Genomic DNA, 26,898 nt, shown 5'->3' on the forward strand with positions numbered 1-26,898 from the left:
AAACAACAGACACACCCGGCACCACCAAACCCCCACAAAGGGACAGGATCGCTCCGGAGCAACTTTTCAAACTTACCCGAACCAGCCGCACAAAGCAAACCAGAACCCGGGCCTCCCACACCCACCAGAAGCACACAAAAGCACTACCGAAAACGGTGAATTGAAAGGGAGTCGGTCGCTATCTTTCCGCATCAGCGGCGGCGACTCGAATAACTTTACACGCGCCCAACCCCCACACCAAATCCACACCAACACCACCCAAAAACCCCGCCAACACAAGGAAAACAACCCCACCACACCCCAAAACCACCCCAAAACACCACCAACCCATTTCGGTGAAGCCCGTCACACAAACCAACCACCGGACACCGGCCGCAAAACCCAACAACCAACACGCCGCCGTCGACACCCAAAACCAAACAACCACCACCCGCCGTTAAAACACCAACGCTCCCCCACCACAAGTGAAGGAGCGTCCAGCTCAAACCCGAGGAACATGAGCGAGCGTCCAGCCCAAACCCCAGGAACGTGAGCGAGCGTCCAGCCCAAACCCGAGGGATATGAAAGAGCGTCGGGAAAAGAGGCGGAGGCGGGGGTCGTCCGGCAGCGCGCGTCCAAGCGACGAAGGAGCGAGCGCGCAAAGGTCGATCAGTTCCGAGGGATGACCCCCGCCTCCGGCGGAGCCAACGGAGGCTTAGTGACCCCCGTGCCCTCCGGCCCCTTCGGTCTTCCGCATCATGGCGCCGAGGACTACCGCGGCTACGGCAATGATGGTCGCGGCCAGGAATGCTGCCTGCATGCCGGCCACAAGACCGGACGACGCCGAAACCACGGCATAGATGGACACGAGCAGTGCCGTACCAGCCGCACCGGCAACCTGCTGCGCGGTGCTGATGATTGCGGAGCCGTGGGAGTAGAGGTGCGGCGGCAGTGGGTTCAGGCCAGTGGTGAAGGCCGGCGTAAAGAGAAGGGCCAGGCCAAGGCTCAGGGTGACGTGGAGGGCAATAACCCAGCCGAGCGCACTGCCCTCATCCAAGCGGGAGAACTGCCACAGCGTCAGAACCATCAGCACTGAACCTGTGACAGTCAGCGGCAACGGACCTACTTTGTCGAAGATCCGCCCGATGACAGGCCCCAACAAGCCCATGGCCAAACCGCCCGGCAGCAGAGCCAGTCCGGTCTCCAAGGGCTGAAGGTGGAGCGTGTTCTGGAGGTAGAGCGGCAGCAGGATCACGCCACCGAACAGGGCCATCATCGCAACCACCATCAAAAGGGTGGACACCGTGAACATGCGGAACTTGAAGGCGCGAAGGTCCAGCAGCGGGGCGTCGGACTTCTGGAGCTTGAGTTGCCGGAAGACGAACAATGCCAGGCAGAGGATGCCGACCACCAGTGCGATGACGGGAACAACGCCCGCGTCCGCGCCGCCGATCTGGCTCAGGCCGTAAACCAATCCACCGAATGCGGGCACGGTGAGGATCACCGAAGGAACATCCAACGTGGTCTTCTCGCGTTCCCCCACATTGGTGAGGTACTTGGCCCCGATCGCGAAAGCGGCCAAGGCAACGGGCAACACGAACACGAACATGAAGCGCCAGGAGAAATGGTCCAGGATGATGCCGGAAACTGTGGGGCCCATAGCAGGAGCAACCGAGATGGCGATGCTCACGTTGCCCATGACGGCACCACGTTTGGACATCGGCACCAGCGTCAGGATGGTGGTCATCAGCAGCGGCAGCATGATGGCCGTACCACCGGCCTGGACGATGCGTGCCAGCAACAACACGAGGAAACCCGGTGCCAGTGCGGCCAACAAGGTTCCACCGCTGAATAGTCCCATGGCCAGCATGAAGGCACCGCGGGTACTCATCCGTTGCAGGATGAATCCAGTGGTGGGGATGACGACGGCCATGGTCAGCATGAAGCCGGTGGCCAGCCACTGCACGGTGGAGGCACTGACTTGAAGGTCTGTCATGAGTCGCTGGAGGGCGACGTTCATGATGGTCTCGTTGAGGATCACCACGAAGGTAGCAACAAGCAGCGTGACAATGACCGTTACGGATTCACGGGACATCTTCCCGGACACCGGGGCGCTCGAGGCCGGCGCCTGTGACGCCGGGGCGCTCGAGGCCGGCGCCTGTGACGCCGGCACCACCGGGGGCGCCGCCTCTGCGGAGGTGACGGAGCCGGAAGCGTCCGATGCTGGTTTGCCGTTGGCGTCGGACGTGACGTCGGTAGACATGAGGATTCCCCAAGGTTTGGATTTGGTGTCCGGCGATCTATGCCGGTGAAGACTAAAACAGTCTAAACGCCCATCCAATTCCCGTCAGTAGAAAAATTCCTAACTCTAGGAGAACAACGGAGCGTTGTCGATGAGCCGCACCGGGCCCACTTTGGCGGCGATGATCGCCAACCCCTCACCGCGGAAAGGGGTCTCCTTGCAGTTCTCGGCGAGCGGTTCAAGCGTGAGGGGATCAACGACGTCGAAATAGTCCAGTTCCACCAGCGGCTGGGATTGGACAAGCGCGACGGCGGAATCGAGGTCCAGCGGCTGGTGCGCGTTCGCGCGGGACTCAATGAGGCGCAAAGCCCGTGACAGCACCAGTGCTGCTTCTCGTTCTTCGTCGGAAAGGAACCGGTTCCGGCTGGAGAGCGCCAAGCCGTCGTCGCTCCGAACGATGGGCACTGGCACAATCTCCACGGGAAAATTCAGGTCCGAGACCATGCGCTTCACCAGAGCCAGCTGCTGAGCGTCCTTCTGGCCAAAGTAGGCCCGGTAGGCCGCCGTCGTGCCGTCCGCAGCCGCGCCTCCCGGGAGTCCGTAGTGCAGCAACTTTGCCACCACGGTGAGGGCGCCGTCGAAGTGCCCGGGGCGCGACGCGCCTTCCCACTTTTCACCCAGCGGGCCGGACGTCACCCGCACCAGCGGTTGGCCGCCGGGGTACACCTCGTCCACGGACGGTGCGAAAACCAAGTCCACGCCTTCGGCATCAAGCAGGGCCATGTCGGCGTCGAGCGTGCGTGGGTAGCGGTCCAGGTCCACAGCATCACCGAACTGCAGGGGGTTGACGAAGATGGTTGCTACAACGACGTCGTTCTCCGCTACGGCGGTCCGGGCCAGTTGGGCGTGGCCTGAGTGCAGCGCGCCCATGGTGGGCACCAAGCCCTGGGACTGTCCGCCTTTCAAAGCCAGGAGCCGGGCACTTTCGGCGCGCAGTTCCGCCGCAGTGGTCACGATTTTGATGGCCATGCTGTTCAGTTTCCTTCCGGCGCCTTGGGTTCGGCGCCCAATGCTTCGTCAATCTCATTCAGTTGTTCCGGGCGCAGCAGTCCGCGGTTTACCGCCCGGCGGGCAGTGGCCTGCGCCATGGCCTGGTAGGCCGCGAGAACATCGCCGCCAGCACCGCCGTCGTATTCCGTCAGCGCCTGGGCATGCGCCGAAACGGTGCCAACATCCCCGCGCGCCACGGGACCGGTCAACGCGGACTCGCCGGACGCAAGCGCGTTCTCCAGCGTCGCACGCAACAGCGGGCCAAGCATGGACTCAGGGTTTTCGACGCCGATCTCGCGCAACATCTGCGATGCCTGCGCCACGAGCGTCACCATGTGGTTGGAGCTGTGCGCGAGGGACGCGTGATAGAGCGTGCGATCGGCCTCAGCAATGGCCACGGGTTCCGCACCCATCTCCACCACCAGCGCCTGGGCGATAGGAAGCATGGCAGCGTCGGCGGTGACACCAAACGTGCAGTCCAAGAGCCGGGTCAGGTCCAAGCTCATGCCTGTAAAGGTCATGGCCGGGTGCAGCGCCAGCGGAATCGCGCCGACCGCCCGGACCGGGTTGAGGATTCCGACGCCGAACCGGCCTGACGTATGCGCCACCAGCTGACCGGGTTGCCAGGCACCGAGCTTGGCCAGTCCCTCGACCAACTCGCCCAAGGCGTCGTCAGGCACAGCCAGCAGAACGAGCTCCGAGCGTTCCACGATGTCCTGGATTTCCAGGACCGGGACGCCGGGCAACAGGGTCTCCGCCCGCTCGCGGCTCGCCTCGGACACCGCAGAAACCCCGACGACGGCGTGCTCGGCTGCGCGCAAAGCGGCACCAAGGACGGCACCCACCTTGCCGGCGCCGATGATGCCAACTCCGAGTCGTCCTGGCCTAGCCATGGTGGCGTTCCTCCTGTGGTGGTGAAGTCCGGGGATGTATGTCTGGTTCTGGCTGCGCGGGTTCTCCTGTCAGAGTGGCGGCGACCTCCGGGGCTTGCGGGGCCACCTGAGCCAGCCATTGTTCGCTGGTTTGCCGCTTCCGTGCTTCCCGTGCCCGGGCAGACTGCTGATCGAAAAGCTCCACAGCCTGCTCTACGCCCGCTTGGAACACCCGTGGAGAAACGGGACCGGCAGTGGTGTGGAGGACAAGATCGGCCACACCGAAGCGGCGCGCCAACGGTCCTTGGTGCAGGGCCATGGATTGGGTCCGCTGATGCGGAACCATCACCAGCGTGTGCCACCAGCGACCGGAACGGATCAGCAACGCCGTTTTGGTGGCAAGGAATCCGTTGCGTCGCCAGCCCAGCGGGGCCAGCAAGCGTGCGCGGCGGGGTGTGGTGGTGAAGCCATCGCTCGTCGATGAGCCGGTTTCCACTGGCCCCAGTCCGTCAAGCCCTGCAGTGAATACCCGTTCCGGATCCTCAACTCCAGGATCAGGCAACACCAAGGACATCATCCGCAAAACGTCCGGCTTCAGGCCAACGGGCAGCAGCATGGTGCGGGCTGCACCTTCGGTACTCCCTGACACTCCATACCCCGCGACGTTCACGTGGATCCGGTACCAACCGAATATCCTCCACAGCGGCGGCTGCGTCACCATGAGCGCCTGAATACGTCCGGGTGGCACAGTCTGCGCCTGGGTATCCAAGAGACCGTAGCGGAGCCGGATACCGTCCGGCGAAATGGCCGCTGTGAAGTTGTAACCCTTGTTGAAGGAGCTCCAGTACGCTGCGCCGATTCCCAGGACGCCGGGGATAAGCGCCAGAAAAAGCGTCTGGTTCTGCGTGAAAACGGAGACTGCAACCACCACGGCCGCGCCCGCCAGAATTCCAACGGTCTGCTCGCTGAGAAGCAAGGACCCGACGAGCCGGGACGGCGGCACGGACAACACAACATGCTCGGGAGCTTCCGGAATTTCCTCCGTCGTCTCGGGTCCGCTGACCACACCGGCCGCCCGCGCAAGGATGGTGGCACGCAGCTGTTTGGCCTTGTCCAGCGGAAGGTAAGCCAGGCGCACGGCCGATTCGCCGGCGTCGGCCACTTCAAACTTGAGTTCAGCGAGCCCGAAGATGCGCGCCAAAAGCGGCTGCACTATGTCAATTGCCTGAACGCGGTCCAGCCTGGCCTGCCGTTGCTGCTTGAACAGGAAGCCGGTGTTGACGCGGACATACCCCTCAGCCACTTGATAGCGGGTGAAGTACCAGCTGAGAATGAAACCGCCTACCGTCAACAGCAACACCACGGCGCCGCCGGCCAGGAGCCACGGCACCCGGCCGCTGAGGTTCGGATCCATGAAATCCCGGCCCTGCAGCATCCGCTCAAAAGCATCACGGCCAAAGAAGAACCCGACGGCGGCAAGCGCCACCCAGCCCCGAACGAACGGTGACGCAGGGTGGACGCGGTTCCAGTCGCCGTCGACCGTTGGTTCCGGCTTGGCCGGAAGGCTCTCAGTGGCGTCGTTCTCCAGGCTCACAGCCCGGCCAACCTGGCTTCTCCGCGAGCCGAAAGCTGCTCGCGCAAGCGTGCCCCTTCTGCTGAGGGAAGCCCAGGCAAGTGCGCGTTGGTTCCCGCCGAGGCCGTATGGAGCTTGAGGGTGCACAGCCCCAGGCTGCGTTCAACGGGACCGACCGCTACGTCCACGTATTGCATCCGGCCGTAAGGGACCACCATGGTTCGCTGGAAAAAGATGCCGCGGCGGATGAGGAGGTCGTCGTCGCGCTCCGCGTACCCGATGGACCGAACCTGGCGGGGAATCAGCACCAGCCGCCACAAAGCCAACACCAGCATCACTGCGGGGACAGTGATGGCAAGCCACAACGGCGGCCACCTCCACCAACCGAGCAACACGAAAATCAGAGGCAAACTGAGGACCGCCAGCATGATGACATTGCCGATTGCCCACTCCACCAAACGAACAGTGACGTACTTCGGGGACACCCGCAGCCACTGGACGCCGGGAGGGTCAATCGCCTCGGTATGCATATTCGCCTTCACCTTTAGTTTCGCCGCGACGGGTTTCCGGTCCGGCGGTACCACCATCGAGATCCTCGGGTGGGATCCGGCAGAACCGCTCCACCACGACTCCGACGACAACCATCACCACGCCACCGCCACCCATCAACAGGGCGTTCCACAGAACGCCCTCGCCTCCGCGCAACCCGCCAATACGGAGAAGATCCACCGCGATCCCCGCATGCCAGCCAAGAAGCAAAGTCCCGGCGTAAGCGCAGGCCTGGGCCAGAATCAACGTCCTTGCCGCCAGGATCGGATTGAGCATGTTCTTCTTCTTGCCGTTGCGCCAACGCAGCACACGGATGCCCATGATCAGCGTCAGCCCGGCGATGACGGCCATGGTGATCAGCGCCGAAACCGGCAACACAGGTGTTGGCATGCTGAAACGGTTGGTAGTCAGCGTAGCCAACCAACCAATCACGGCAGCGATGACGGCGATGAGCAAAAGAACTACCGGGCGCATTGCTTTCATGGCTGCTCCACTGCCCCGGTCGCCGGAACACCGGCCACGTCACCGAAACCGTCGAAGCGCCGGATGTCCGGCATGTCAGCGGCGACGGCGGCGAGTTCAGCCACGCTCCGGCCGTTCAGTGTGGCGTGCGGCTCCAGGAGGGACCACGGATACAGCACGAAAGCGCGTTCAGCTGCCCGCGGATGCGGAATGGTCAGAACGGGATCGCTGCTAACGACATCTCCGAACACGATGACATCCACGTCCAGCGTCCTTGGACCCCAATGCACCTCGCGGGTGCGGAGATGCTTCTGTTCCACGCGATGGCAATGCTTCAGGAGCTCCATAGGAGTCAGGGTGGTCTCCACAGCCATGACCATGTTCAGGAAATCAGGTTGGCCCTCGGGACCGCCGACGGCTTTGGTCTGCACCACCGGCGAAACACCCAAAAGGCGCACCTCCGGCGGGTCCACCAGATCCGCGACGGCTGTGGACAAAGTGTCGTTGCGCTCCCCCAGGTTGCTGCCAAGGGCCAGGACGGCCTTGGTATAGCCGGACGTCATGATCGCTCCCGGTGGACGCTGACAGTAACGTCGCCAAACGGGACCTCGATAGGCGCCTTGGGTTTGTGAACCGTAATATCGACGGCGGCTACGTTGTAGTTCTCAAGGATGCCCTCGGCAATCCGGACAGCCAGGCCCTCAATGAGGTTCAAGGGCTCGCCCTCGATGTGCTTGGTAATCAGTTCAGCCACTTCACCGTAATGAGCCGTGTACTGCAGATCATCCGTCTCAGCAGCTTTGGTGAAGTCCGTGTGCAGCACGGCATCCACAACAAAGGGCTGGCCGTCACGGCGTTCGAAATCGAACACTCCGTGATAACCGACGGCGGTGACGCCGGTCAGCGTGATCCTGTCCACAGCGGTATCCAATCAGCGGGAAATGCGGGCGGAAACCTTGACGGCGTCAAGGCTGGGGCCGACGTCGTGAACGCGGACAGCCCAGGCACCCTTGGTGGCACTCAAAGCAGTGATGGCGGCCGTCGCGGCGTCTCGCTCCAAGGGCGCAGCGGACTTTCCAGCCACTGTGAGGAGCGAACCGAGGAAGCGCTTACGGGAAGCGGCAACCATCACCTTGTGGCCCAGCGAGAAAAGCTGATCAAGGTTCCTGAGGATTTCCCAGTTCTGCTCTTCATTCTTGGAGAAGCCAACGCCGGGATCGATGATGATCTGCTCCGGCGCAACACCTGCTGCGTACAACTTGTCGCGGACGCCGCTGAGCTCCGCCACCACGTCCTCGGTGACGTTGCCGTAATCCGTGAGACTGTCCATGGTGAGGGCGTCGCCACGGCGGTGCGTGAGGATGTAGGGAACCTTGGTCCGGGCAACGAGCTCGGGCATGTCCGGTTCAATCGTCAGGCCGGAAACATCGTTAATGATGGCCGCCCCCGCCTCAATCGCAGCCGCCGCGGTGGACGTATGCATGGTGTCGATGCTGACCAGCGCACCGGCCTTCACCAGCGCCTGAATCACGGGGATGACGCGACGCTGCTCTTCTTCAGGAGAAACCGGTTCGGCACCCGATCGGGTGGATTCACCACCGACGTCAATGATGTCCGCGCCCGCGTAAAACATCCGCAGGCCGAGGGCGATGGCAGTGTCCGGTGTCCGGTGAGTACCGCCGTCGCTGAAAGAATCCGGGGTGACATTGAGGATTCCCATAACGAGCGTGCGATCCGTCGGCAGGTCCTCGAACCTGGCCGCGGGGCGCGGTTTACGGAGAATCGGCAACGGGCTTGTGGCCGGGCCGGTTCCGGGTGCTGCAGCGAGGGAGTCCATAGTGCTTTACCTTCCGAGTATGAGGCTCATGGCCTCGGCGCGGGTGGCCGGGTCATGGAGTTGACCGCGCACCGCACTGGTGACGGTCTTTGCGCCAGGCTTGCGAATGCCGCGCATGGACATGCACATGTGTTCACATTCGACGACGACAATCGCGCCGCGCGGGTTGAGGTGCTTCACCAGCGCCTCAACAATCTGCGTAGTGAGGCGTTCCTGCACCTGAGGCCGCCGGGCATAGATATCCACCAGTCGTGCCAACTTGCTCAGGCCGGTCACTTTGCCGTCATGTGACGGAATATAACCAACATGCGCCACTCCGTGGAACGGCACCAAGTGATGCTCGCACGTGGAATAAAAGGGAATGTCCTTTACCAGGACAAGCTCTTCATGGTCGAGGTCAAACGTGGTGGAAAGGACATCCGCAGGGTGCTGGTGCAGACCTGCAAAGACCTCGGCGTAAGCCTTGGCCACGCGCTTGGGCGTGTCCAAGAGGCCTCCACGCTCAGGATCCTCACCTATTGCCAGGAGGATCTCGCGGACAGCCGCTTCAATGCGCGGCCGGTCCACCTTGTGGCTGTGCGTGGAGCCCGCGGCGGAACCGTGGGCGGCGGCGAGGTCGTCGTCGTCGTCGAAATGAGTCACAGCAGAAAGCTTAGCCGTGATGCGGGTGGTCGTTGCCGCCGTCGGGCTGCGGGGCCTGGAATGACTCCTGGCTGCTGACCCCCTGGGCATGCGGGGCCACGACGTCCAAAGGCTCGTCCAAGCGGGCCTTCTTGGCCTCTTCCTGGGCTTCGCGTTCAGCCTTTTCGGCGCGTGATTCCACGGGCGGGATGGACTGGACAGGACGGGATTCCTTGGACAGCCAGATTTCACGGAAATCACGCTTCCGGATGTCATGGAAGATTTCCGCGATCTCCTGCTGGTTCAGAGTTTCGCGCTCCAGCAGTTCCAGTGCCAGACGGTCCAAAACGTCGCGGTTCTCGGTGAGGATGGCGTACGCCTCATCGTGAGCCTGGTCAATCAGACGACGCACTTCCTCGTCCACAACGTAAGCGATCTGGTCCGAGAAGTTGCGCTCCTGCGCGGCGTCGCGGCCGAGGAACGGCTCACCGCCGCCTTGGCCCAACTTCACGGCCCCAACACGTTCACTCATGCCGTACTGGGTAACCATCTTCCGGGCCGTGGAGGTGGCCTTTTCGATGTCGTTGGAGGCTCCTGTAGAGGGATCGTGGAACACGATTTCCTCCGCAACACGCCCGCCCATGGCGTAGGCCATCTGGTCCAGCAGTTCATTGCGGGTGATCGAGTACTTGTCATCCTCAGGGATCACCATGGTGTAGCCGAGAGCACGCCCACGGGGAAGGATGGTGATCTTGGTGACCGGAGCGGAGTTACGCAGTGCGGCAGCAACCAGTGCGTGCCCACCTTCGTGGTACGCGGTGATCTTGCGCTCGAGTTCCTTCATAACGCGGCTGCGCTTCTGCGGGCCCGCCATGACGCGGTCGATTGCCTCGTCCAGTGCGCGGTCATCGATCAGGTTGGCATTGGAACGCGCAGTCAGCAACGCAGCTTCGTTCAGGACGTTGGCCAGGTCCGCACCCGTGTAACCGGGGGTCTTCTTGGCAACACCCCTGAGGTCGATTCCCGGCGCCATCGGCTTGCCCTTGGCGTGGACGTTGAGGATCTGTTCACGGCCGATCATGTCCGGTGCTTCCACGGTGATCTGGCGATCGAAACGGCCCGGACGCAGCAGCGCAGGGTCCAGGACGTCGGGCCGGTTGGTGGCCGCGATGAGGATGACGTTGGTCTTGACGTCGAAGCCGTCCATCTCAACGAGGAGCTGGTTCAGGGTCTGCTCGCGCTCATCATTGCCGCCGCCGATGCCGGCACCACGGTGACGTCCAACGGCGTCGATTTCATCAACGAAGATGATGGCCGGGGAGCTTGCTTTGGCTTGCTCAAAGAGGTCGCGGACACGTGAAGCACCAACGCCGACGAACATTTCAACGAAGTCCGAGCCGGAGATGGAGAAGAAGGGAACGCCGGCCTCGCCGGCAACAGCGCGTGCCAGCAGCGTCTTACCGGTACCTGGAGGGCCATAGAGCAGCACACCCTTGGGAATCTTGGCACCAACGGCCTGGAACTTGGCCGGCTCCTGGAGGAACTCCTTGATTTCCTGGAGCTCTTCCACGGCTTCGTCAGCACCGGCGACGTCAGAGAAGGTCACCTGGGGCATGTCCTTGTTGACCAGTTTGGCCTTGGACTTGCCGAACTGCATCACCTTGGAGCCGCCGCCCTGCATGCGGGAAAGCAGGAACCAGAACAGGACACCGAGCAGCAACACAGGGATGAGCAGGGAGAACAGGCCGGAGAACCAGTTGTTCTCCACCGGCTGATCCGTGAAGCCCTTGTCCGGGTTGGCGTTGGTGACAGCCTTGACCACGTCCGGACCACGATCCGTGACGTAGAAGAACTGAACGTTCTTGCCCTTGTCCTGGCCATCCAGGTTCAGGTTGTCCTTAAGCACCAGGTCAACGCGGTTCTCAGCGTCGAAAATCTTGGCCTGCTCAACCTTCCCGCTTTGGGAAAGGAGTTCGAGGCCATCTTTGGTGTCAATGCGCGTGGAACCGCCCGGAGCCAGCGTTGCGAATGCCACCAGGAGCAAGCCAACGACGACAACAATCCAGATGCCCGGGCCCTTGAAGAAACTCTTAGCTTTCATCTGATCGGGGTTTTGCCCCGTCCCTCCTGGTAGTGCTGCAAGGCGCAACTTCTGCGCGCGAGTGGTGCTGCTTCAGTTTCAAGCTATACACCGTTCCCAGTAATTCACGCATCGGAAAGTCCAAAAGTTCCCTCTGGGCGTACACAGGATACTCGCGTTGCGTGTGCTGGAACAGGGGTTTTGCGTTGCTCAGGTGGTGCGGGGGCGGTGTTGGCTGGCTACCGACACAACCCGTCGCGCCAGCCGCACCCGTAACCACCGACACAACCCGTCGCGCCAGCCGCACCCGTAACCCGCCACGCCACCCCGCGCCGACGCTCCCGTAACCCGCCACCCTTGCGCCGCAGCACCCCTTCCCGCCATCCGCACCCGTAACCACTGGCGCGAATGGCGGAAACGGGTGCGGGCACGTTGAGAAAAGGGCGCGCTCAGCGGAAAAGGGTGCGGGCCTTGGAGGAGCGTTCGCACTACCAACGCAATTTGGTGTGCATTACTTTGCTCCTCCCGCGTGGTCCCGGAGGTGTTTTTCCACATAGCTCGGACGGGTACTTTTGTCTTCGCATAGAACCGGGAAACGTGGAACTTATGGCCATTCCGGAACTCATACTTGCTTCAGATGCGACACGCATTGGACAGGACGCCCGACACCTTGCGAAGCAGGCCAAACGTGGCGAGCTTGTTCGGGTTCGACGGGGCGCATATATTCGCGCTGCCTCTTGGGCGGAATTGAACGAGCGCCAGCGGCACGGACTTCAAGCAGCGGCACTGGTCAATGCGGTCAAGACACCTCCCCTCTTCAACTTGCAGACGGCCGCACTCTTGTGGGGGCTGGGCATAGTGAGTGTGCCGAAGCATTTATGCACCGTCACTGATGACCCAAGGGGCGGCAGGTCAAAGCACGGAATCCGGCGAAGCTTGGGCTCCCTTGATAGCGGGGTGGCCCAACTGGGCGACTTTCAGGTAACGGACAAGGCGCGCACCACAGTAGAGCTGGCGGCCGCACTGAACTTTGCTGAGGCCTTGGCCGTTGTGGACTCCAGTCGCCGAAATCAAAGGTTGGGCGACGCTTTTGAGGCCGGCGATTGGAATAAGGACAAGGCGTGGGGTCCACCGGCGCGCATGGACGAACTGGCCGAAGCCACTTCCGCTCTCACCAGCGCCTCAAGGAGACGACGTGCCCTATCGATTCTGGAACTCTCTTCAGAAAAGTCCGAATCAGTGGGTGAATCCATGAGTCGAGCCCAAATGATCTTGCTCAACTTCCCCATGCCCAGCCTCCAAGGCTCTTTTACGCTGAGAAACGGACGAACTGCCCGAACTGATTTCTGGTGGCCAGAACTCGATCTGGTGGGGGAATTCGATGGGCAAGGAAAATACTTGAGACATGAGTTGCGGGGAAACCAGACCATCCAGCAGGCAATCATGGCAGAGAAGGCCCGCGAAAATGGGCTGCGGGCACTAGGCCTCACTGTTGTTCGCTGGGACTGGTCCGACATGATGAACCCACGCGTGTTCGCACGCATTTTGAACGACGGCGGTCTTCACTCCCTGCGCGCGGCTTAAGGCACCCAGCTGAGTCAGGCCGCGACCGGAAGCACCAGTAAGTAACCAGTGGGCAGGTCAGTGCTCCAGCGCCGGGGCTCACGGACCACGAACTGAGTGGCCAGTTGCTCCGGAGTAAGCAGACTGTTGGGCTCCGGAGAGGGACCCCACTGTCCGCTGCCGTGAGGATAGAGCGGATCCAGGACACGAATCCCCGTCACCTGGAACTCCGGGAACTGCGCGGGATCACCCACGGACTCAAAGCCGCTCATCACCCAAGCGTGCCGGCCGCTCCACATGACCAACCCCACCGGCCGGCCAGTTTCGGCTATTGCTCGCGCCGCCGTCTGCAACGTGTCCTCGTAGGTTGCGACGCTGACCACCGCGTACGGACCCATTCCAACCTCAGTCAACACCTGCGCCCAGCCCCGAGGGTTGGCACCGTTGAATGAATTCGAGGAACGTGCACGGGCCATCTCCCACAACTCGCTTTGCTGTGCGGAGGATGCCCATGTTCCGCCGCCGGTGTCATCGATGAGGTTGTGTGCCATTTGGATGCTCGCGGCGACACACCAGTCAAAGGTGTACTGCGGGACGAAGTCCCCCTCTTGGTAAAGGTTCAGGGCGAAGGCCTGAGGTACAGCGGGCGGAGGTGCGGGCTGCGGAGGTGCGGGCGGAGGAGGCACAGGAGTTTGGGTGGCGCTCGTTGACGGCACTGCCTGGACGTCACGCGTTGTTGGCGCAGCGGAAGAGGACGCAATTGGCTGCCCGGCATCGGCCTCGGTGAGATCGACCGCAGGAGTGCAGGCCGTGAGGAGAGTCGCCATGACGGCGAGCCACGTCAAGAGACGGGCAGGAGCACCGGTCATGGTCCAGTTTAGCGCGAAGGGTCGGCGATGCGGCAGGGTTCACGAACCTGATAGCTGCACCCGCTACCGCACAGCGCACCCCTAAAGCACCAACACCGCACCCAAACCCGCCACACGCACCAGAGGTTACGGGAGCGAACGGCGGAAAAGGGCGCGGCGACACGAACGCACTCCAAGACAAAACAGGGAACACGATCAGCCCCCTGCCACCAGCTGCACCCGCTACCGCCCAGCGCACCCCTTAAGCACCAACACCGCACCCAAACCCGCCACACGCACCAGAGGTCACGGGTGCAAATGGCGGAAAAGGGCGCGGCGAAGGCGGTGTGAAGTAGAGGGCCTACTCGTAAACGTGCGGAGCCAGGGTGCCCACGAAGTCCAGGTTGCGGTACTTCTCGGCGTAATCCAGGCCGTAGCCCACCACGAATTCGTTAGGGATGTCGTAGCCGACGTACTTGACGTCGATTTCCACCTTGGCGGCGGTCGGCTTACGGAAAGCCGTGCAGATTTCGACGCTTGCCGTGCCACGGGATTCAAGGTTTGACTTGAGCCAGGACAGGGTCAGGCCGGAGTCGATGATGTCCTCGACGATCAGGACATCCTTGCCCATGAGGTCGGTGTCGAGGTCCTTCAGGATCCGGACAACACCCGAGGACTGAGTTCCCGAGCCGTAGGACGAGACTGCCATCCAGTCCATGCTGACGTGGCTGTGCAGCGCACGCGCGAGGTCAGCCATGACCATGACCGCACCCTTGAGGACACCGACAATGAGGATGTCGCGGCCTTCGTAGTCTTTGTCGATCTGCGCCGCCAGTTCCGCGATACGCGTTTGGATTTGCTCTTTGGTGTAAAGAACGTGCTTGAGATCTGCCTGGACGTCGTTTGAATCCACCAATGGCTCCTGTTTTGATGCTCGGGTGCGGCTACTGTTGGGACGGTTTCTGATGCCGGAATACTAGCTTCCCACAGGGGGAGGCCTGTCGGGGAACGCCGTCAGCCGCAGCACCCGCCGAAACAGCTGACGAACCACCCGCGGGAACAAAGCGTTCCTGCTCCAAATCATTGAGGGACAAGCGGAACACACTGACGTGGCCGGGAAGCTCCACAGGTCCCGCCGACCCTTGCCGGCGAAGCAGCGCTTCCGCAGCGTGAAGGCGCCCGTAGCCGGGTTGTTGACCGCCGACGTCGGCCGCCGCCTTCGCGATGACGCGGAACCTGAGCGCTGCGGGCAGCTCACGGACGGCGTCTTCGGGAAGCCAGGCGTCCCTGCCTTCGCGCTGGACAAGTGAGAGATAGGTCTCGTTGGCGAGGTCTTCGAGGAAGTCTGCGTCTTGCTGCAGGATTGCAGCGGTCCTGGCCAGCGACTCAGCAACCCCCGGGCCGAGCTTCTCTTCCAAAACGGGCATCACTTCAACACGCGTCCTGGATCTGGCGAAGGCGGGATCGGAGTTACTGGGGTCATGCCAGGGAGAGAGCTCCTCCACACGGCAAATTTCCAGCGTTTCCTCACGACGAAGGCCGAGGAAGGGCCTGAGCAGGCGACCTCGGGCGTGCCTCATGCCAGCAAGTGACCGTGTTCCGGACCCACGGGCCAGCCCCAGGAGGACTTGCTCGGCTTGGTCGTCCAGTGTGTGGCCGAGCAGGATCGCGTCACAGCCAAGCCGGGATGCAGCGGATTCCAACGCAGCATGACGGGCATCCCTGGCCGCAGCCTCGGGCCCAAAACCAGTTGCTGCAACTTCTACGGTGCGCACTTCCACTGGAGACAGTCCCAGTTCACGCAGCACTGCGGCGGTCCGGGAGGCGACCTCCGCAGAGCCTGCCTGCAGCTGATGATCCACCACCACACCGGCAACGGACACCGGGTGTCCGTCCACGTGACCCCGCCTGGCGAAGTAGGCGGCTATGGCGGCCAAAGCCAACGAATCCGGGCCGCCACTGCAGGCAACAAGCACATGCGAGGGGTAGCCCGCAGAGGCCAAAGCGTTCTGCAACTGCTTCCGCGCTTTGCCGACGACCGGCGCCAAACGCCCGGGCCGACGTCGACCCTTGGCTGCTGAACTGACGGCAGACCCGCCAGCGGAACCAGGAGCAGAACCGGAAGGAACGCTCAAAGCCCCATCCGCTCAAGCCACAGCTTGGAGTTGTGGATCTCTTCTTCGGTGGGCAGGTACTCGGCGGACTCCCACACGCGGTTGAAGCCCTCCATGCCGGCCACAGCCACCACTTCGCGGACGAACTTGGCGCCATCGGTGTACTGGCGCATCTTGGCATCCAGGCCGAGGAGGTTGCGGATGAACTTCTCCACCACGCCGCGGTCCTTGCCGCGCTCGTTGAAGCGCTGGCGGATGGTCCTCACGGAGGGGACGATGCTCGAATCCACGGCATCCATCACCACGTTGGCGTGGCCTTCCAAGAGGCTCATGACGGCCGTGATGTGGGAGAGGGACGCTTTTTCCTCCGGGTTCTGGAGGAGGTCCAGGATGGCGCCACGGCCCGGTGTCTTCTCCGTGGGGTTACGGTCCCGCAGGGACTTGGCTACAGCGCCGGCGCGTTCAACCAACGTATCCATGTTGCCCAGAAGGTTGCCGCTGAGCTTCTCGATCTCGTCCAGCATGTGGTGCCTGAGCCACGGTGCGGCCGCGAACTGGACCCGGTGAGTCTGTTCATGGAGGCAAACCCAGAGACGGAAGTCGTCCGGGTGGACGTTGAGTTCACGCTCCACGGAGATGATGTTTGGCGCCACCAACAAGAGCCTGCCGCCCGGGGGAACGTTGGAATCCGGGGCCAGGGCAGCAAACGGATCGTACTGGCCGAGGACTTTGCTGGAGAGGAACGCCAGCACTGTGCCGAGCTGGGCGCCGGTGATGGCACCGCTGGCGGCCGCTGCGGCGGGGGTCATGGACACTCCGCTGCGGCTGTCCAGCATCTTTTTCAGCGCGGGTTGGAGCATCACGGCGAAACTCTGCGTGTTGGCCTTGGACCACGAGGCCCGGTCCACTACAAGAACGTGCGAATCACGCAGATCCTTCGCGGCCTCCAAGCCGGTGATGTCGTGGACGTGCGGGACGGAGACATCCGCGTTAAAACGCAGATTATCCACGGCCTTGCCGATCTCCCCGGCGCTAAGCTCCGGACCGGGAGGGGCAAGCCGGGCAGCCGTAGAGGCGGCCAGGTCCCAATTGATCAGGGACGGGGCCCCTGCTGACGAATCTCGGGCAGATGACACCATACGTCCATCAGACCACATGCGGCTGACAGTGAGCCTTAAGTTCGCTCCGCGCGGAGGACTCAGCCTTGGCAACCGCACGCGGCAAGCACCGACGCCGAACGGTCCATTGCCACCTTGTTGCCCGCGGCTCCGGGGTCCAGCCCGTTGCCAATGAACGAGAACACCAGCAGCCGACCATCAGCATCCACCACGTAACCACTCAACGCGATCACGGTATTCAAGGTCCCGGTCTTGGCGCGCACCAGCCCGGCGCCCTCGGATGTTCCGGCGTCCAAGTACCTGTCATCCAGGGTCCCCGTGAGTCCGGCTACCGGGAAACCATCGAGCGCGGTCCGCAGGGCAAGGTCCGGCCCGCTGGTGATGGCACGAACAACCTCGGCAAACTGGTGGGCGGTGACCTGGTTCTCCAAGGCAAGGCCCGAAACGTCGGCCAACTGCATCGAATCCGTGGCGATCCCCAACTCCCCCAGCCTTTGCCGCACGGCCGCAGTGGCGCCGTCGTACGTCCCTGCCTGGCCGGACGCCAAAGCGGTCATGCGCCCCAGCGCTTCTGCGAGGAAGTTATCCGAGGACTCAAGCATGAGGTCCACTTGCTCGCTGACGGTGGCCGACTCAGCAGCAGCCAACACTTTGGCGGGAGTGCCTTTGCCGCGTTCGACGCCGGGACTCACCGCGACGCCCGCAGCCGCCAACTGCTCGGCGAACGCCTGGGCGGTGGTGATGGCCGTATCCTGGGGCCTGGGTCCGGTGAGAACGTCGGGGCTGTAGCGCCCGGAGTTCAACGCCAAGGAGAACAAGGGCGCGGTTTCTCCGGCGGCGACGTCGTCCAGGCTCCATGCCGGGTTCAGGGGCGCGCCGGTAAAGAGGGAGTCGTCAACGCGAAGGGTGACCGGCCCCGCCACCCCGGCCGCGGCCAAAGCGGCAGCCGTGTCCGCAGCCAAAGATGCGAGTCCTGCGCGCCCAAGAACGGCGGTGGGTTCGGAGGCGCCGGAACCCAGCAGCACATCCCCTCCACCGGTCAGAACCACTGTGGAGGGGTCGTCGGATCCGAGCACACGGGTGGTGAACCGGGTTTCCGGACCGAGCGTTTTCAAGGCTGCGACGGCGGTCAGCAGCTTCATGTTCGAGGCCGGGATGCGGTTGGCGTTGGCGTCCCGGTCGAAGAGAACTTGACCAGTGGATGCGTCCAGCACCACGCCGCTGATGCTGCCCGCACCATCCGGTTTGAGCGTGGCATCGAGGAGTTTCGCCACCTGGGCAGGCACGGGCAGGGGCGCCCGGGCGTCCAACGGAAGCACACTGTTGACCTCGGACAGGCGGTCCGGCACCTTCTGCCAGGCGGGAATCGAAGGCGGAGGCTTTGGCGCGCTGAACAGGCCCGGAACCATCCCCGCCACCACTACTGCGCCGAGGCACAGCAAAACTGTGGTCAGTAATATCGGCCAGGTAAAGCGCCCCCACGCCGGGGACACCCGCTTGCGGGCACCCCCATTTTTAACGGCCATCATGTAAGTTGCTTGGTCCTGTCAGTCCTGAAATGTCCCCGCCGGTTCAAGAAACCCGGGCCTCTCGCTATATCCTCAATAGTAGTCGGCGGCGCCGGCCGTGCTTTTGCCTGCCGCGCCCCACCCACCCCCGTCAAGGAGCATTCCATGAAGCACGACGTGACCATCGAGATCCCCAAGGGATCGCGCGTCAAGTACGAAGTTGACCACGAAACCGGCCGTGTCCGCCTGGACCGCGTCCTGTTCACCTCCATGCAGTACCCCACGCACTACGGTTTCTTTGAGAACACCCTGGGCGAAGACGGCGACCCGTTGGACGCATTGGTGCTCCTGCAGGACTTCGACCTCCACCCGGGCGTCATCGTTGAATCCCGCCCCATCGGCGTCTTCAACATGACCGACGACGGCGGCGGAGACGCCAAGGTCCTCTGCGTCCCCGTTGACGCACGTTTCGACCACATCCAGGAAGTCAGCGACGTCAGCGAATTCCTGATCAAGGAAATCGAGCACTTCTTCACGCGCTACAAGGACCTGGAGCCCGGCAAGTGGGTCAAGGCTGAAGGTTGGGGCGACCGCGCCGCTGCCGAAGCCGAACTGGAAGCTTCCATCAAGCGCTACGTTCCGGCAGCACACTAGTCCTCCTCCAACTGAGTCGCAGTTAAGCGCGTTTTGACCGCTCAAAACGCGCACTAATGCGACTCAGTTGGGTCCCGACGGCGGTTGGTGCGGTTCCCTGCGAACCACACCAACCGCCGTCGTTCTTTAACGGTTTATGCACATGGGCATGTCTCCCCATCGCGCTGGTTTGCTGCTCCGCCTAGGCTGGGACGAGACTTTTCGATGCTTGTATAAAGGGGGTTCCATTGGCTGGGTTCTACGGCGCGGATATAGGGCAGCTTCGCAGTCTGGCAGGCGTGATGGGCAAAGCTGCCGACGCCATCAGCTTGCAAAGCACACAGTTGTCCAACACAATCAACTCCACCACGGCGTGGCAGGGCCGCGACGCCACGGTGTTCAAGGGCGACTGGAATTCCCAGCATCGGCAGAGCCTGGTCAAGGCCGCCAACATGTTGCGCGAGAACGCGAGCCAACTGAAGAAGCACGCCAACCAGCAGGAATTCGCCAGCCACAACGACGGCTCGGGCACATCTGTGGGCGTCCTCAAGGACGTCTATGACACGGCCATGGGCGTCAAGGGCGTGGGTGCCCCGCTGTGGACGGCGTACAAATACCTCAAGCTTGGCAACGCCGAATGGGTGAAGACCCGCGAAGTCCTGACCAACTGGCGGGCCGGCGGGACCGTGGTCCGCGACGCCATGACCGCGCTGCGCAATGGTGAGAAGGTCACTGATGTCCTCACCGACCTCAAAGCCAACATCCCCTACAGCCAGGCGTTCCAGGATGCCAGCAAGTTCTCCAAGGGGCTCCGGGTAGCTGGAGCCTTGGCCGCACCGCTGAACATTGTGGGCGGCATCAGCGACATGATCAACCCGGAGCACGACGGCTGGCGAGGCACCGGCGACCGTGTGGCAGGTGGGCTGTCCGTGGTGGGCGGCGTGGGCAGCATCATGCTCATGACGGCCGGTGGTGCTGCGCTTCTTGGCCCGATCGGTGCTCCGATCGTCATCGGCGCCGGCATTGTTGCGGGCGCTTGGGCACTGGGCAATCTGGTGGCCGACAACTGGGACTCCATCAGCAACTTCGCCCGCAACCCCGGCAGCTACATCGCCGACGGTGCCAAGGAGGTGGCGGGCTTCGCAAAGGACGTAGGCAGTAAGGTGGCAGACGGGGTCAGTGACGCCGCCAAGTCAGTCGGAAACTTTGTCGGAGGGATATTCGGATGACCACCAGCACCATGAAGTGGACCCAGCGGGACGTTGAGGCCGCAGCCAAGGTCCTGGCCAGTGCCAGCGCAATCGGCGCGCCTTTGCCCACGTTGACCGATGAAGAAGTTGTGGCACTGGACGGCGTTCAGCACGAACAGTTGGTAGCTCTGCCGTGGCTTTCGGCCCAGGATGCCAGCAAGGAGCTGATGTGCGCTATCGCCTTGCGCGGCCTGCTGGCCAAGGAACTGGTGTACCCGGTGGTCTTCGAGGGCGAAACTGAGCCGTCGCGCTTGCACGCCACCGAGGAAATCACCGGCACCCTCACGCTCCGCCGCAGCGGCAGCAGCGTTGTCTCCGTGGAACGTACCGTCTCCACCGGCAAGCGCTGGCTCTACGGCTACCTTCACGATGACGGCGTCCTGTTGGAAGAAGTGGACGAAAGCGGTTTGCACGGCTTCACCGTAGTCACCCGCGATCAACTGGTTCCCCGCCTGGCGGAGTTCGTGGACCCCCAGCAGGCCGCGGCCCGCGACACCGAGCCTGCCCTCTACACAGAAGCCCAGTTCGAGGCCCACGCCGCCACAGCCTTGGCCGACACTCAAGCTGCCAGCAACGTGGTGGCGTTCAATGCAGACACCGACGAATTCCCCACCGTCACTGTTTACACCGGCCCGTCCGGCGTCCACGTGTTGACGCCGCGTGTGGAGGGCTCACCGACATCCGATCTGCCGGAGCAGGGCGAATCCGTGACCTTCGAGTTGCAGGAAACTTCCGCCCCGTCCTTGGCTCGCGTCCTGGGCGGGCTGGCCGGCCTGGCCTGACGTTCCGCTCCAAGAACGCGCCGCCCAAAGCCGCATCCCGCCGTCGAGCTGAAAGCCCCTCATGAGCACTCCGAAACCCTCAACCTCCACCGGCTTGGTGGATCCGCTGACCGGACGCGCTGTCCGCCGCCACACCGACACCGGCGCGTACTTCGTCAAAGCCTCCGGAACAGCCCACTTCTGGGGCCGTGTATTGGATGCCGTGGTGTTCCTGGTGGGCTACATGGTGCTGGCCGTGATCGCCGCAGTGGTCCGCGAGGCCATGATGAGCAGCGGTTCGGCCCTGGGATACAACGACGGTTTGTGGCTGACGCTCTACGTGGTCCTGTGGTTTGTTGGGCTGTTTATTTACGGCATGATCTGGGGATCCGTGGGCAGCGTAGGCGACGCCGCGGCCGGTATGCGCTCCGTGCGGATCAAGAACGGCACGACGGCGGGAGCCTGGTTGGGCGGTTGGCGGGCCATCTGCTGGTCTTTCTTCCCGTTCTTCGTGGTGATGCTCATTGCCTCCGCCATCAGCGGCGGCGGAGATGACACCTGGGACCCGAAGTTCGCAGCCATGGACCGGCGCTCGGGAATCGCTCAAGGTCAGCAGCCCATCCCGGACCCCAAGGCAGCGGCGGCAGAGCAGGCGGCTGCGGCAGAGCGGCAGAACCTGCCCAACCTCTACGGCCAGCGCCCGGATGCACGGCCGTAACTGGCTGGTTCGCCGGGTTGAGCGCAGGCTCGGTCCTGAGCTGGGGCAGCTCCGCTACATAGCCTCCTCACGCAAGATCTTCTGGAAGGTCCTGCTCCCCTGCCTTGTGGTGGGTTTCGTCTTTGGGACCATCGCCGAATTCGTCAGTCCCATCCGCTCCACGCGGGAAGCCGGACACTTCAATGACCCCGGCTTCTTTGCACTAACGAGCATCCTGACCGGCCTGCTGCTGTGGTCCATGACCTTTCTGGGGAGCTTCCGGAAACTATTGGTCTTCGACGGCGGGCTCGTGGCTAAATACTCCCAGTCGAGCACCCGGCTGGTGTTTGCCTGGGATGACATCGTCCCCAGCACCATCAAAGCCGTGACAACGCTGGACGGTACGGATCCGGATCGTCGCCTGACTGCCCGACAGAAGGTTTCCTTGGGTGCGGGCGGGCGGAATGCCCTGGTTTTCAAGGCCCGGGACACGTTCTGGGTCTTTGCCTCCAACAACGACCCCGCTCCCCTGGCCGCCGCCATCCGCGAGGCCATGAATGCGGCTGGAATGCCCGATGCCGCGCGGGCAGCGGCAGGTGCGCTGCCCGCCGTCGTACTGACGGGGCGAACGGCGCTTGACTGAGCGGTTTCACTCAACTGTGGTCAAATTTGGCCCTTGCAGACCGACTACCAGCCGGTAGCATGTGATCCACTATGTTCACTCTCACCATCAACCAACGCGACAGCCGCCACGACGGTGATCTTGTGCCGCAATTGCTCAAGGACCTGCGGCACATTCCTGCGCGGCTCGACTTTGACCGATCGGTTGAGGATGAGGTCCAGGGCATCGTGGAATGCAGTCACCAAGCTGTGGAGACGGCTCTGATCGCGCTACGGTCCGACCAGTGGTACGTGGGCATCGGAGTCGGGCCCATCAACGAGCCCCTGCCCAACCTGGTCAAGGACGCATCTGGGCATGGCCTCGTTTACGCCCGGAGGGCAGTGGATCGTCTTCGCAACGGCAAAGAACGTGTCCCCGTGGCAGTCGACGGCCCCCTCGCCGCCCTTGCTTCGGAAGCGGAGGCAGTGCTGCGGCTCCTCGGACACATAGTGCAGCACCGGAGCACGGCCGAATGGCGGGTGTTGGATCTACTCACGCCGGGTGTCCGGGGTCAGCAGAAAGCCGTCGCCCAGGAGCTCGGCATCACCACTCAAGCAGTGAGCAAGGCGCTGGCCCGTGCACAGTGGGCAGAGGAACACGCCGCCCGTCCGGCCGCCGCCCGCTTGCTACAGATGATTCTCGACGTGCGCTGATGATATTAGCGCTGACCAGGAGGTCCCATGCCATACACCGTTGATTTCAAGACCGTCTCTACAGTCGGCCTGGAATCGTCGCCGGTAGCCGAGGCTGCCGCCGGGTTACGCGCCAACGAGGCCCGCTATTTCCGGAATAAGTACAACCACGTTTTTGTGGTGAGCCCGGCAAGCGAGGTTCCGGACGTGGTGGACCGCGTCAGCCGGATCCTTCGCGAAGAACGCGACATTGTTATTGAGTCCCGCCCTGTAGAGGCCACTGCGTTCCAGGTTGAAGACCTGCATATGGCCTACGTCTTCTACGAGTCAGGCCTGGCCATCAACGTGATGTACAGCCTCGAAGACGGGAAAAGGGCGGTTGGTTTCAAGCTGGCCGATGGGATGGAGATCCCCGCCGAGTTGGAAGCGAAGTTCAAGTTTGCACGGCAGAAATCGAAGCTTGCCGGGACTATCCGGGGTTCCTACTTCCTCATCAAGGGCGAGTACCCGCCCGCTCAGGACTGAACCCAACTGAGTCGCAGTTAACGCCGTTCTGAGGGCTCAAAACGGCATCTTCTGCGACTCAGTTGGGTTGGCGGGGGTGTTATTGGTTGCTGACGTTGTCCTTGGCCGTCTGCGCACGGTCCTGCACGTCGGCGGCGGCTGCCTGGCCCTCGTCCTTGACGTTTGCTGCGGCTTCCGTGGCGGTGTCCTTGACCTTCTGCATGGCATCCTGTGCGGGTTCGCGCAGGTGCTCGGCAACTTCCTGGGCCGCGTGGCTGAGCTCATCTGTAAGCGGCTGGGCCGCTTCCTTCAGAGCCTGGGCAGCTTCACGTTCCTTGTCTGACGGCGGAATCAGGGCCGAGACCAGCAAACCCGCACCGAAAGCGATGAGACCGGCCGCAATAGGGCTGCCTTGGGCCTTGCGTGTGATTGCCTGCGGTGCGTCGCTGATGTCCGAAACCACACCGGAAACGGCGTCCCCTGCGTGATGCGCGGTTTCACTGGCACGGTACTGGACATCGTCACGCGCACCGAAGACGGCAGTCTTGAACTTGTCCACCCGGCGGTTGACGATGTGTGACGGAGTGACCTTGTCAGCCACCGCATCAACATTGGTGCTCAGCCGCCGGCGGGTTTCTTCGATATCGGCGCGCAGGGCGTCGGGGTTCTGCGTCATCGTGTCTCCTCAGTGTTTGGTTTCAAAGCGGGAGGTATTTCCTTGACCGTCTCCGCGGTCTGGGGCATGCCCTTGATCGCGTTCAGCTCCTTGCGCCCCTTGGCAGCCAGGACAGCGGCAACAATTCCCCAGATGACCGCAACGATCACGGCGGACCAACCGAGGCCTACCAGCTGGCCCAAGGCCCACCACAGGGCGATGGACAGAAACAGCACGGTAATGTGCCCGGCATACGCAGCACCGCCCAGCATTCCCGCGCCCTTGCCGGCTTTGGTTGCGGAATCCTTGATCTCCGCTTTGGCCAGCTCCACTTCCTGGCGCATCAACGTTGAGACGTCGCGTGTCAGGTCGCTCAGCAGCTCACCAAGAGGAAGGTTCTCCGCTTTCTCATGGGCTGTTGCGTGAGGCAGGTCGGCGGGACTACTCATCGGGGACCTCCATACTGGGGATCGTCCGGGTCAAGGGGATTCGCCGGGTCGATCGGTCCCGCGAGCGGGTCACCCTGGGCCTTGACTCCCCCGGCGTCTGTCTCCGGGTAAGGGAGAGTGGACCCGTCGTATCCGCCCGTAGTACCGGCGTCGTACCCCGTGGCCGCGCCACCTGTTGCTACTCCCGTGGTGGTGGCCGAGCTGTAACCGGCGGTGGTGGCGGTTGGGCCGGGCAGGTCCACAGCGGGAGGTGGTACTGCTCCACCCTGCGTGGGGTAGTAGACGGCACCCGGCGCCCCAGTGGTGCTGGTGGTTGCACCGGGAGTGTCCCCCACGGGTGAGTTGTCTGCCATGCCTCGGCCCAGACGGCCGGCGAGAACTCCGGCCCCGGCAGCCAGCAGCAGGAAGGTGCCAGGTTTGCGGCGTGCAAAGCCCTTGACCTCGTCCAGGAGCGAACCGGGATCCCGGCCCTCCAACCACTGGGCGATCGAGGAAGAACGCTGGGCTGCCTGCTGGACCAGGTCCGTAGCAACGCCACCGTTTTCGCTGGAGTTGGCCATGCTGGACAGTTCGTCGGAGATGGACCGCAAGCCTTCGGCTACACGCTGCTGCTGGACCTGGGCTTGATCTGTGAGTTCACCCTTGGTCTGAGTGAGCAGCTGGCGGGCGTTGACCTTGACTTCGTGGGCTACGTGGCCGGCCTCGGACTTAGCGGTGTCCACTACGCCACCGGCAGCATCCGATACTGCCCCGGCTACTCCCGCAGCTTCTTCCTTGGCTGTATCTACCTTGCCGGAACTGTCAGAACCTGTTCCCGAACCCGTGGGTGCTCCACTGATTCCGGTGGTTCCGGCAGTTTGAGTCTCAATGTCAGGCGAGTCGAGGTAGCTTCCGGAAAATGGCTCGGTCCCTGCATGGGCTCCGGTCCGTGGCGCCGCGAAGCTTCCGTCCTGCGGCGATTGGCTCTCAGTCATTGTCGCTCTCTTTCCACAGTTGGCAGGCTGCGGACAGCAGCCGGGATAGTAAGTATCGTTACTATCAATGGGTGTGTACCCGCTTACCCCGGTTCTAATCGCCCGAATTTCCGAAAGATGTTGTGCCCCACTTTCGCCTCTTTCCGCTCGACACTGGAGGGCAGACCTGTCAACGTAGGTTTAATGAGCCAACTGCCAAGCAGGCGACGGCTGATTCCCGCGCTACAAAAAACTGTGACCCGCCACCGCCTCCTGTTCGCCGCTAAAACGGCTGTTGCAGCAGGCCTGGCCTGGTACCTCGCGCCCTTCATGCCAGGGTCCGCAGCCGCCTATCCGTACTACGCCCCGCTGGGCGCCCTGGTCAGCATGCACCCCACGGTGGCGGACTCCGCCAAGCATGGGCTGCAAAGTCTGGCGGGACTGGTCCTGGGCATCGGCATGGCCTTTGCCATCACCACCGTGGCAGCACCAACGGCCTTGGCTGTTGCCTTGGTGGTGGGACTTGGGGTGCTGATCGGCGGCCTTCCCCGGCTGGGCACTGCTTCCGAATGGATTCCCATGGCAGCCCTGTTCGTCCTGGTGTTGGGAGACTCAAACGCCGAAGGCTTCTCCTTTGCGTACGTCCTCCAGATGGCTTTGGGTGTCACGGTTGGATTTGCGGTGAACTGGTTGATATTTCCGCCTCTTCACCTCGACGACATCGATCCCGCCATCGCCGGGCACCAAGGCGCGTTGTCCCGCCAACTCAAAGACATGGCCCGGGCCATGGAAGAGTCCTGGCCACCCAACCATGAGGCCTGGGCCAGCCGCAGTGACGAACTTTCGCTGACAGCGGCAGGCGTGCGGACTGCGGTGCATCAAGCTGAATTGAGCGCCAAAGCGAACCCCCGGTCCCGTCGTCGTGCAACCCGCCTGCCCGGCGACCTTGCCGGACTGAAAACCCTTGAACGGCTGACGTTCCACGTCCAGGACATCACCGACGTCCTGGCCAGCGCCATCTGGGAAGAGGGCGCAGGGACGGTCATCCCGGATGCCGTGGTGGCACCCCTCGCAGACGCCCTGGAGTCCGTGGCGGCCGTCGTGGATCATTGGCGCGACGCCGAAAACGGTGAATTGGCCAACCGCTTGGCGCGAGCCAAGGACAGCATCAGCGCCCTCAGCGACGCCGTGGCCGAGGCCGCCGCTGACCAATCCCCGGTGAACGCTCCGGCCTCGGTGGCCATGAGCCTGCGCCGGATCCTCACCGTTATGCTGACTTCCGAATAA

General features: G+C 63.0%; 28 protein-coding genes. 9 read left to right on the forward strand and 19 right to left on the reverse strand.

Annotation, left to right across the window (positions count from 1 at the left end; all coding sequences use genetic code 11):
* Positions 1 to 694: 694 nt before the first annotated feature.
* The 11 genes from CQ020_RS06390 to ftsH all read right to left on the reverse strand — a co-directional run bounded on the left by CQ020_RS06390 (position 695) and on the right by ftsH (position 11,286).
* Positions 695 to 2,242: a DHA2 family efflux MFS transporter permease subunit gene (locus CQ020_RS06390; RefSeq protein ID WP_105691078.1), complete on the reverse strand. Its 1,548-nt coding sequence runs from the start codon at positions 2,240 to 2,242 to the stop codon at positions 695 to 697.
* A 105-nt stretch (positions 2,243 to 2,347) separates the two neighbouring features.
* Positions 2,348 to 3,250, reverse strand: a complete 903-nt coding sequence (panC, locus tag CQ020_RS06395) for a pantoate--beta-alanine ligase (RefSeq protein ID WP_105691079.1) — start codon at positions 3,248 to 3,250, stop codon at positions 2,348 to 2,350.
* 5 nt (positions 3,251 to 3,255) lie between these two features.
* Positions 3,256 to 4,164 (reverse strand): Rossmann-like and DUF2520 domain-containing protein, encoded by a 909-nt coding sequence (locus CQ020_RS06400; protein WP_105691080.1) that lies wholly within the window; start codon positions 4,162 to 4,164, stop codon positions 3,256 to 3,258.
* Positions 4,157 to 5,737: a PH domain-containing protein gene (locus CQ020_RS06405; RefSeq protein ID WP_105691081.1), complete on the reverse strand. Its 1,581-nt coding sequence runs from the start codon at positions 5,735 to 5,737 to the stop codon at positions 4,157 to 4,159. The genes CQ020_RS06400 and CQ020_RS06405 overlap by 8 nt, the downstream gene beginning before the upstream one ends.
* Positions 5,734 to 6,246: a PH domain-containing protein gene (locus tag CQ020_RS06410; protein ID WP_024818975.1), complete on the reverse strand. Its 513-nt coding sequence runs from the start codon at positions 6,244 to 6,246 to the stop codon at positions 5,734 to 5,736. The genes CQ020_RS06405 and CQ020_RS06410 overlap by 4 nt, the downstream gene beginning before the upstream one ends.
* Positions 6,227 to 6,748: a DUF3180 domain-containing protein gene (locus tag CQ020_RS06415; RefSeq protein WP_105691082.1), complete on the reverse strand. Its 522-nt coding sequence runs from the start codon at positions 6,746 to 6,748 to the stop codon at positions 6,227 to 6,229. Before CQ020_RS06415 ends, CQ020_RS06410 begins: the two co-directional genes overlap by 20 nt.
* A complete protein-coding gene (gene folK, locus CQ020_RS06420; protein WP_105691083.1) occupies positions 6,745 to 7,290 on the reverse strand; it encodes a 2-amino-4-hydroxy-6-hydroxymethyldihydropteridine diphosphokinase in 546 nt (181 codons plus the stop codon). The genes CQ020_RS06415 and folK overlap by 4 nt, the downstream gene beginning before the upstream one ends.
* Positions 7,287 to 7,646: a dihydroneopterin aldolase gene (folB, locus tag CQ020_RS06425; RefSeq protein WP_024818972.1), complete on the reverse strand. Its 360-nt coding sequence runs from the start codon at positions 7,644 to 7,646 to the stop codon at positions 7,287 to 7,289. Before folB ends, folK begins: the two co-directional genes overlap by 4 nt.
* A 12-nt stretch (positions 7,647 to 7,658) precedes the next feature.
* Positions 7,659 to 8,564: a dihydropteroate synthase gene (gene folP, locus CQ020_RS06430; RefSeq protein WP_105691084.1), complete on the reverse strand. Its 906-nt coding sequence runs from the start codon at positions 8,562 to 8,564 to the stop codon at positions 7,659 to 7,661.
* 6 nt (positions 8,565 to 8,570) lie between these two features.
* Positions 8,571 to 9,206 (reverse strand): GTP cyclohydrolase I FolE, encoded by a 636-nt coding sequence (gene folE / locus CQ020_RS06435; RefSeq protein ID WP_105691085.1) that lies wholly within the window; start codon positions 9,204 to 9,206, stop codon positions 8,571 to 8,573.
* 10 nt (positions 9,207 to 9,216) lie between these two features.
* Positions 9,217 to 11,286 carry an ATP-dependent zinc metalloprotease FtsH gene (gene ftsH / locus CQ020_RS06440; RefSeq protein ID WP_105691086.1) on the reverse strand — a complete coding sequence of 690 codons (2,070 nt, stop codon included), beginning with the start codon at positions 11,284 to 11,286 and terminating at the stop codon, positions 9,217 to 9,219.
* Between the two features lie 915 nt (positions 11,287 to 12,201).
* Between ftsH and CQ020_RS06445 the strand changes: the two genes are divergently transcribed.
* The gene (locus CQ020_RS06445; protein ID WP_258141738.1) at positions 12,202 to 12,849 is read left to right on the forward strand and encodes a hypothetical protein; all 648 of its coding nucleotides are present in this window, start codon (positions 12,202 to 12,204) and stop codon (positions 12,847 to 12,849) included.
* 14 nt (positions 12,850 to 12,863) lie between these two features.
* On the opposite strand, the gene CQ020_RS06450 is transcribed toward CQ020_RS06445, so the two are convergent.
* The 5 genes from CQ020_RS06450 to dacB all read right to left on the reverse strand — a co-directional run bounded on the left by CQ020_RS06450 (position 12,864) and on the right by dacB (position 18,434).
* Positions 12,864 to 13,697, reverse strand: a complete 834-nt coding sequence (locus CQ020_RS06450) for a hypothetical protein (protein ID WP_105691088.1) — start codon at positions 13,695 to 13,697, stop codon at positions 12,864 to 12,866.
* 340 nt (positions 13,698 to 14,037) lie between these two features.
* Positions 14,038 to 14,589: a hypoxanthine phosphoribosyltransferase gene (gene hpt / locus CQ020_RS06455; RefSeq protein WP_011772910.1), complete on the reverse strand. Its 552-nt coding sequence runs from the start codon at positions 14,587 to 14,589 to the stop codon at positions 14,038 to 14,040.
* A gap of 31 nt (positions 14,590 to 14,620) precedes the next feature.
* Complete coding sequence (gene tilS, locus CQ020_RS06460) at positions 14,621 to 15,691, reverse strand: tRNA lysidine(34) synthetase TilS (protein ID WP_105691306.1); 1,071 nt, start codon at positions 15,689 to 15,691, stop codon at positions 14,621 to 14,623.
* A gap of 116 nt (positions 15,692 to 15,807) precedes the next feature.
* Complete coding sequence (locus CQ020_RS06465) at positions 15,808 to 16,929, reverse strand: zinc-dependent metalloprotease (protein WP_105691089.1); 1,122 nt, start codon at positions 16,927 to 16,929, stop codon at positions 15,808 to 15,810.
* A 59-nt stretch (positions 16,930 to 16,988) separates the two neighbouring features.
* Positions 16,989 to 18,434 (reverse strand): D-alanyl-D-alanine carboxypeptidase/D-alanyl-D-alanine-endopeptidase, encoded by a 1,446-nt coding sequence (gene dacB, locus CQ020_RS06470; protein ID WP_105691307.1) that lies wholly within the window; start codon positions 18,432 to 18,434, stop codon positions 16,989 to 16,991.
* A 147-nt stretch (positions 18,435 to 18,581) separates the two neighbouring features.
* On the opposite strand from dacB, the gene CQ020_RS06475 reads away from it, so the two are divergent.
* The 7 genes from CQ020_RS06475 to CQ020_RS06505 all read left to right on the forward strand — a co-directional run bounded on the left by CQ020_RS06475 (position 18,582) and on the right by CQ020_RS06505 (position 23,575).
* The gene (locus CQ020_RS06475; protein ID WP_024818962.1) at positions 18,582 to 19,070 is read left to right on the forward strand and encodes an inorganic diphosphatase; all 489 of its coding nucleotides are present in this window, start codon (positions 18,582 to 18,584) and stop codon (positions 19,068 to 19,070) included.
* 227 nt (positions 19,071 to 19,297) lie between these two features.
* On the forward strand, positions 19,298 to 20,278 hold the full coding sequence (locus CQ020_RS06480; RefSeq protein ID WP_105691090.1) for a hypothetical protein: 981 nt from the start codon (positions 19,298 to 19,300) through the stop codon (positions 20,276 to 20,278).
* Positions 20,275 to 21,081 (forward strand): hypothetical protein, encoded by an 807-nt coding sequence (locus CQ020_RS06485; protein ID WP_105691091.1) that lies wholly within the window; start codon positions 20,275 to 20,277, stop codon positions 21,079 to 21,081. Before CQ020_RS06480 ends, CQ020_RS06485 begins: the two co-directional genes overlap by 4 nt.
* A 61-nt stretch (positions 21,082 to 21,142) precedes the next feature.
* Positions 21,143 to 21,778 carry an RDD family protein gene (locus tag CQ020_RS06490; protein ID WP_105691092.1) on the forward strand — a complete coding sequence of 212 codons (636 nt, stop codon included), beginning with the start codon at positions 21,143 to 21,145 and terminating at the stop codon, positions 21,776 to 21,778.
* The gene (locus CQ020_RS06495; protein ID WP_105691093.1) at positions 21,765 to 22,400 is read left to right on the forward strand and encodes a hypothetical protein; all 636 of its coding nucleotides are present in this window, start codon (positions 21,765 to 21,767) and stop codon (positions 22,398 to 22,400) included. The genes CQ020_RS06490 and CQ020_RS06495 overlap by 14 nt, the downstream gene beginning before the upstream one ends.
* A 71-nt stretch (positions 22,401 to 22,471) precedes the next feature.
* Complete coding sequence (locus CQ020_RS06500; protein WP_105691094.1) at positions 22,472 to 23,071, forward strand: hypothetical protein; 600 nt, start codon at positions 22,472 to 22,474, stop codon at positions 23,069 to 23,071.
* Positions 23,072 to 23,098: 27 nt separating this feature from the next.
* On the forward strand, positions 23,099 to 23,575 hold the full coding sequence (locus CQ020_RS06505) for a phage tail protein (RefSeq protein ID WP_105691095.1): 477 nt from the start codon (positions 23,099 to 23,101) through the stop codon (positions 23,573 to 23,575).
* Positions 23,576 to 23,654: 79 nt separating this feature from the next.
* On the opposite strand, the gene CQ020_RS06510 is transcribed toward CQ020_RS06505, so the two are convergent.
* Genes CQ020_RS06510 through CQ020_RS06520 form a run of 3 tightly spaced genes read right to left on the reverse strand, consistent with a single transcriptional unit; the run spans position 23,655 to position 25,632 of the window.
* Positions 23,655 to 24,230: a DUF3618 domain-containing protein gene (locus CQ020_RS06510; RefSeq protein WP_105691096.1), complete on the reverse strand. Its 576-nt coding sequence runs from the start codon at positions 24,228 to 24,230 to the stop codon at positions 23,655 to 23,657.
* Complete coding sequence (locus CQ020_RS06515; protein ID WP_105691097.1) at positions 24,227 to 24,658, reverse strand: phage holin family protein; 432 nt, start codon at positions 24,656 to 24,658, stop codon at positions 24,227 to 24,229. The genes CQ020_RS06510 and CQ020_RS06515 overlap by 4 nt, the downstream gene beginning before the upstream one ends.
* Entirely contained in the window at positions 24,655 to 25,632 is a 978-nt protein-coding gene (locus CQ020_RS06520) for a hypothetical protein (protein WP_181151791.1), read from the reverse strand. Before CQ020_RS06520 ends, CQ020_RS06515 begins: the two co-directional genes overlap by 4 nt.
* Positions 25,633 to 25,815: 183 nt before the next feature.
* On the opposite strand from CQ020_RS06520, the gene CQ020_RS06525 reads away from it, so the two are divergent.
* On the forward strand, positions 25,816 to 26,898 hold the full coding sequence (locus tag CQ020_RS06525) for an aromatic acid exporter family protein (protein ID WP_258141740.1): 1,083 nt from the start codon (positions 25,816 to 25,818) through the stop codon (positions 26,896 to 26,898).

Origin of the sequence: Arthrobacter sp. MYb23 (assembly GCF_002979775.1) — a bacterium.
Classification (GTDB): domain Bacteria; phylum Actinomycetota; class Actinomycetes; order Actinomycetales; family Micrococcaceae; genus Arthrobacter.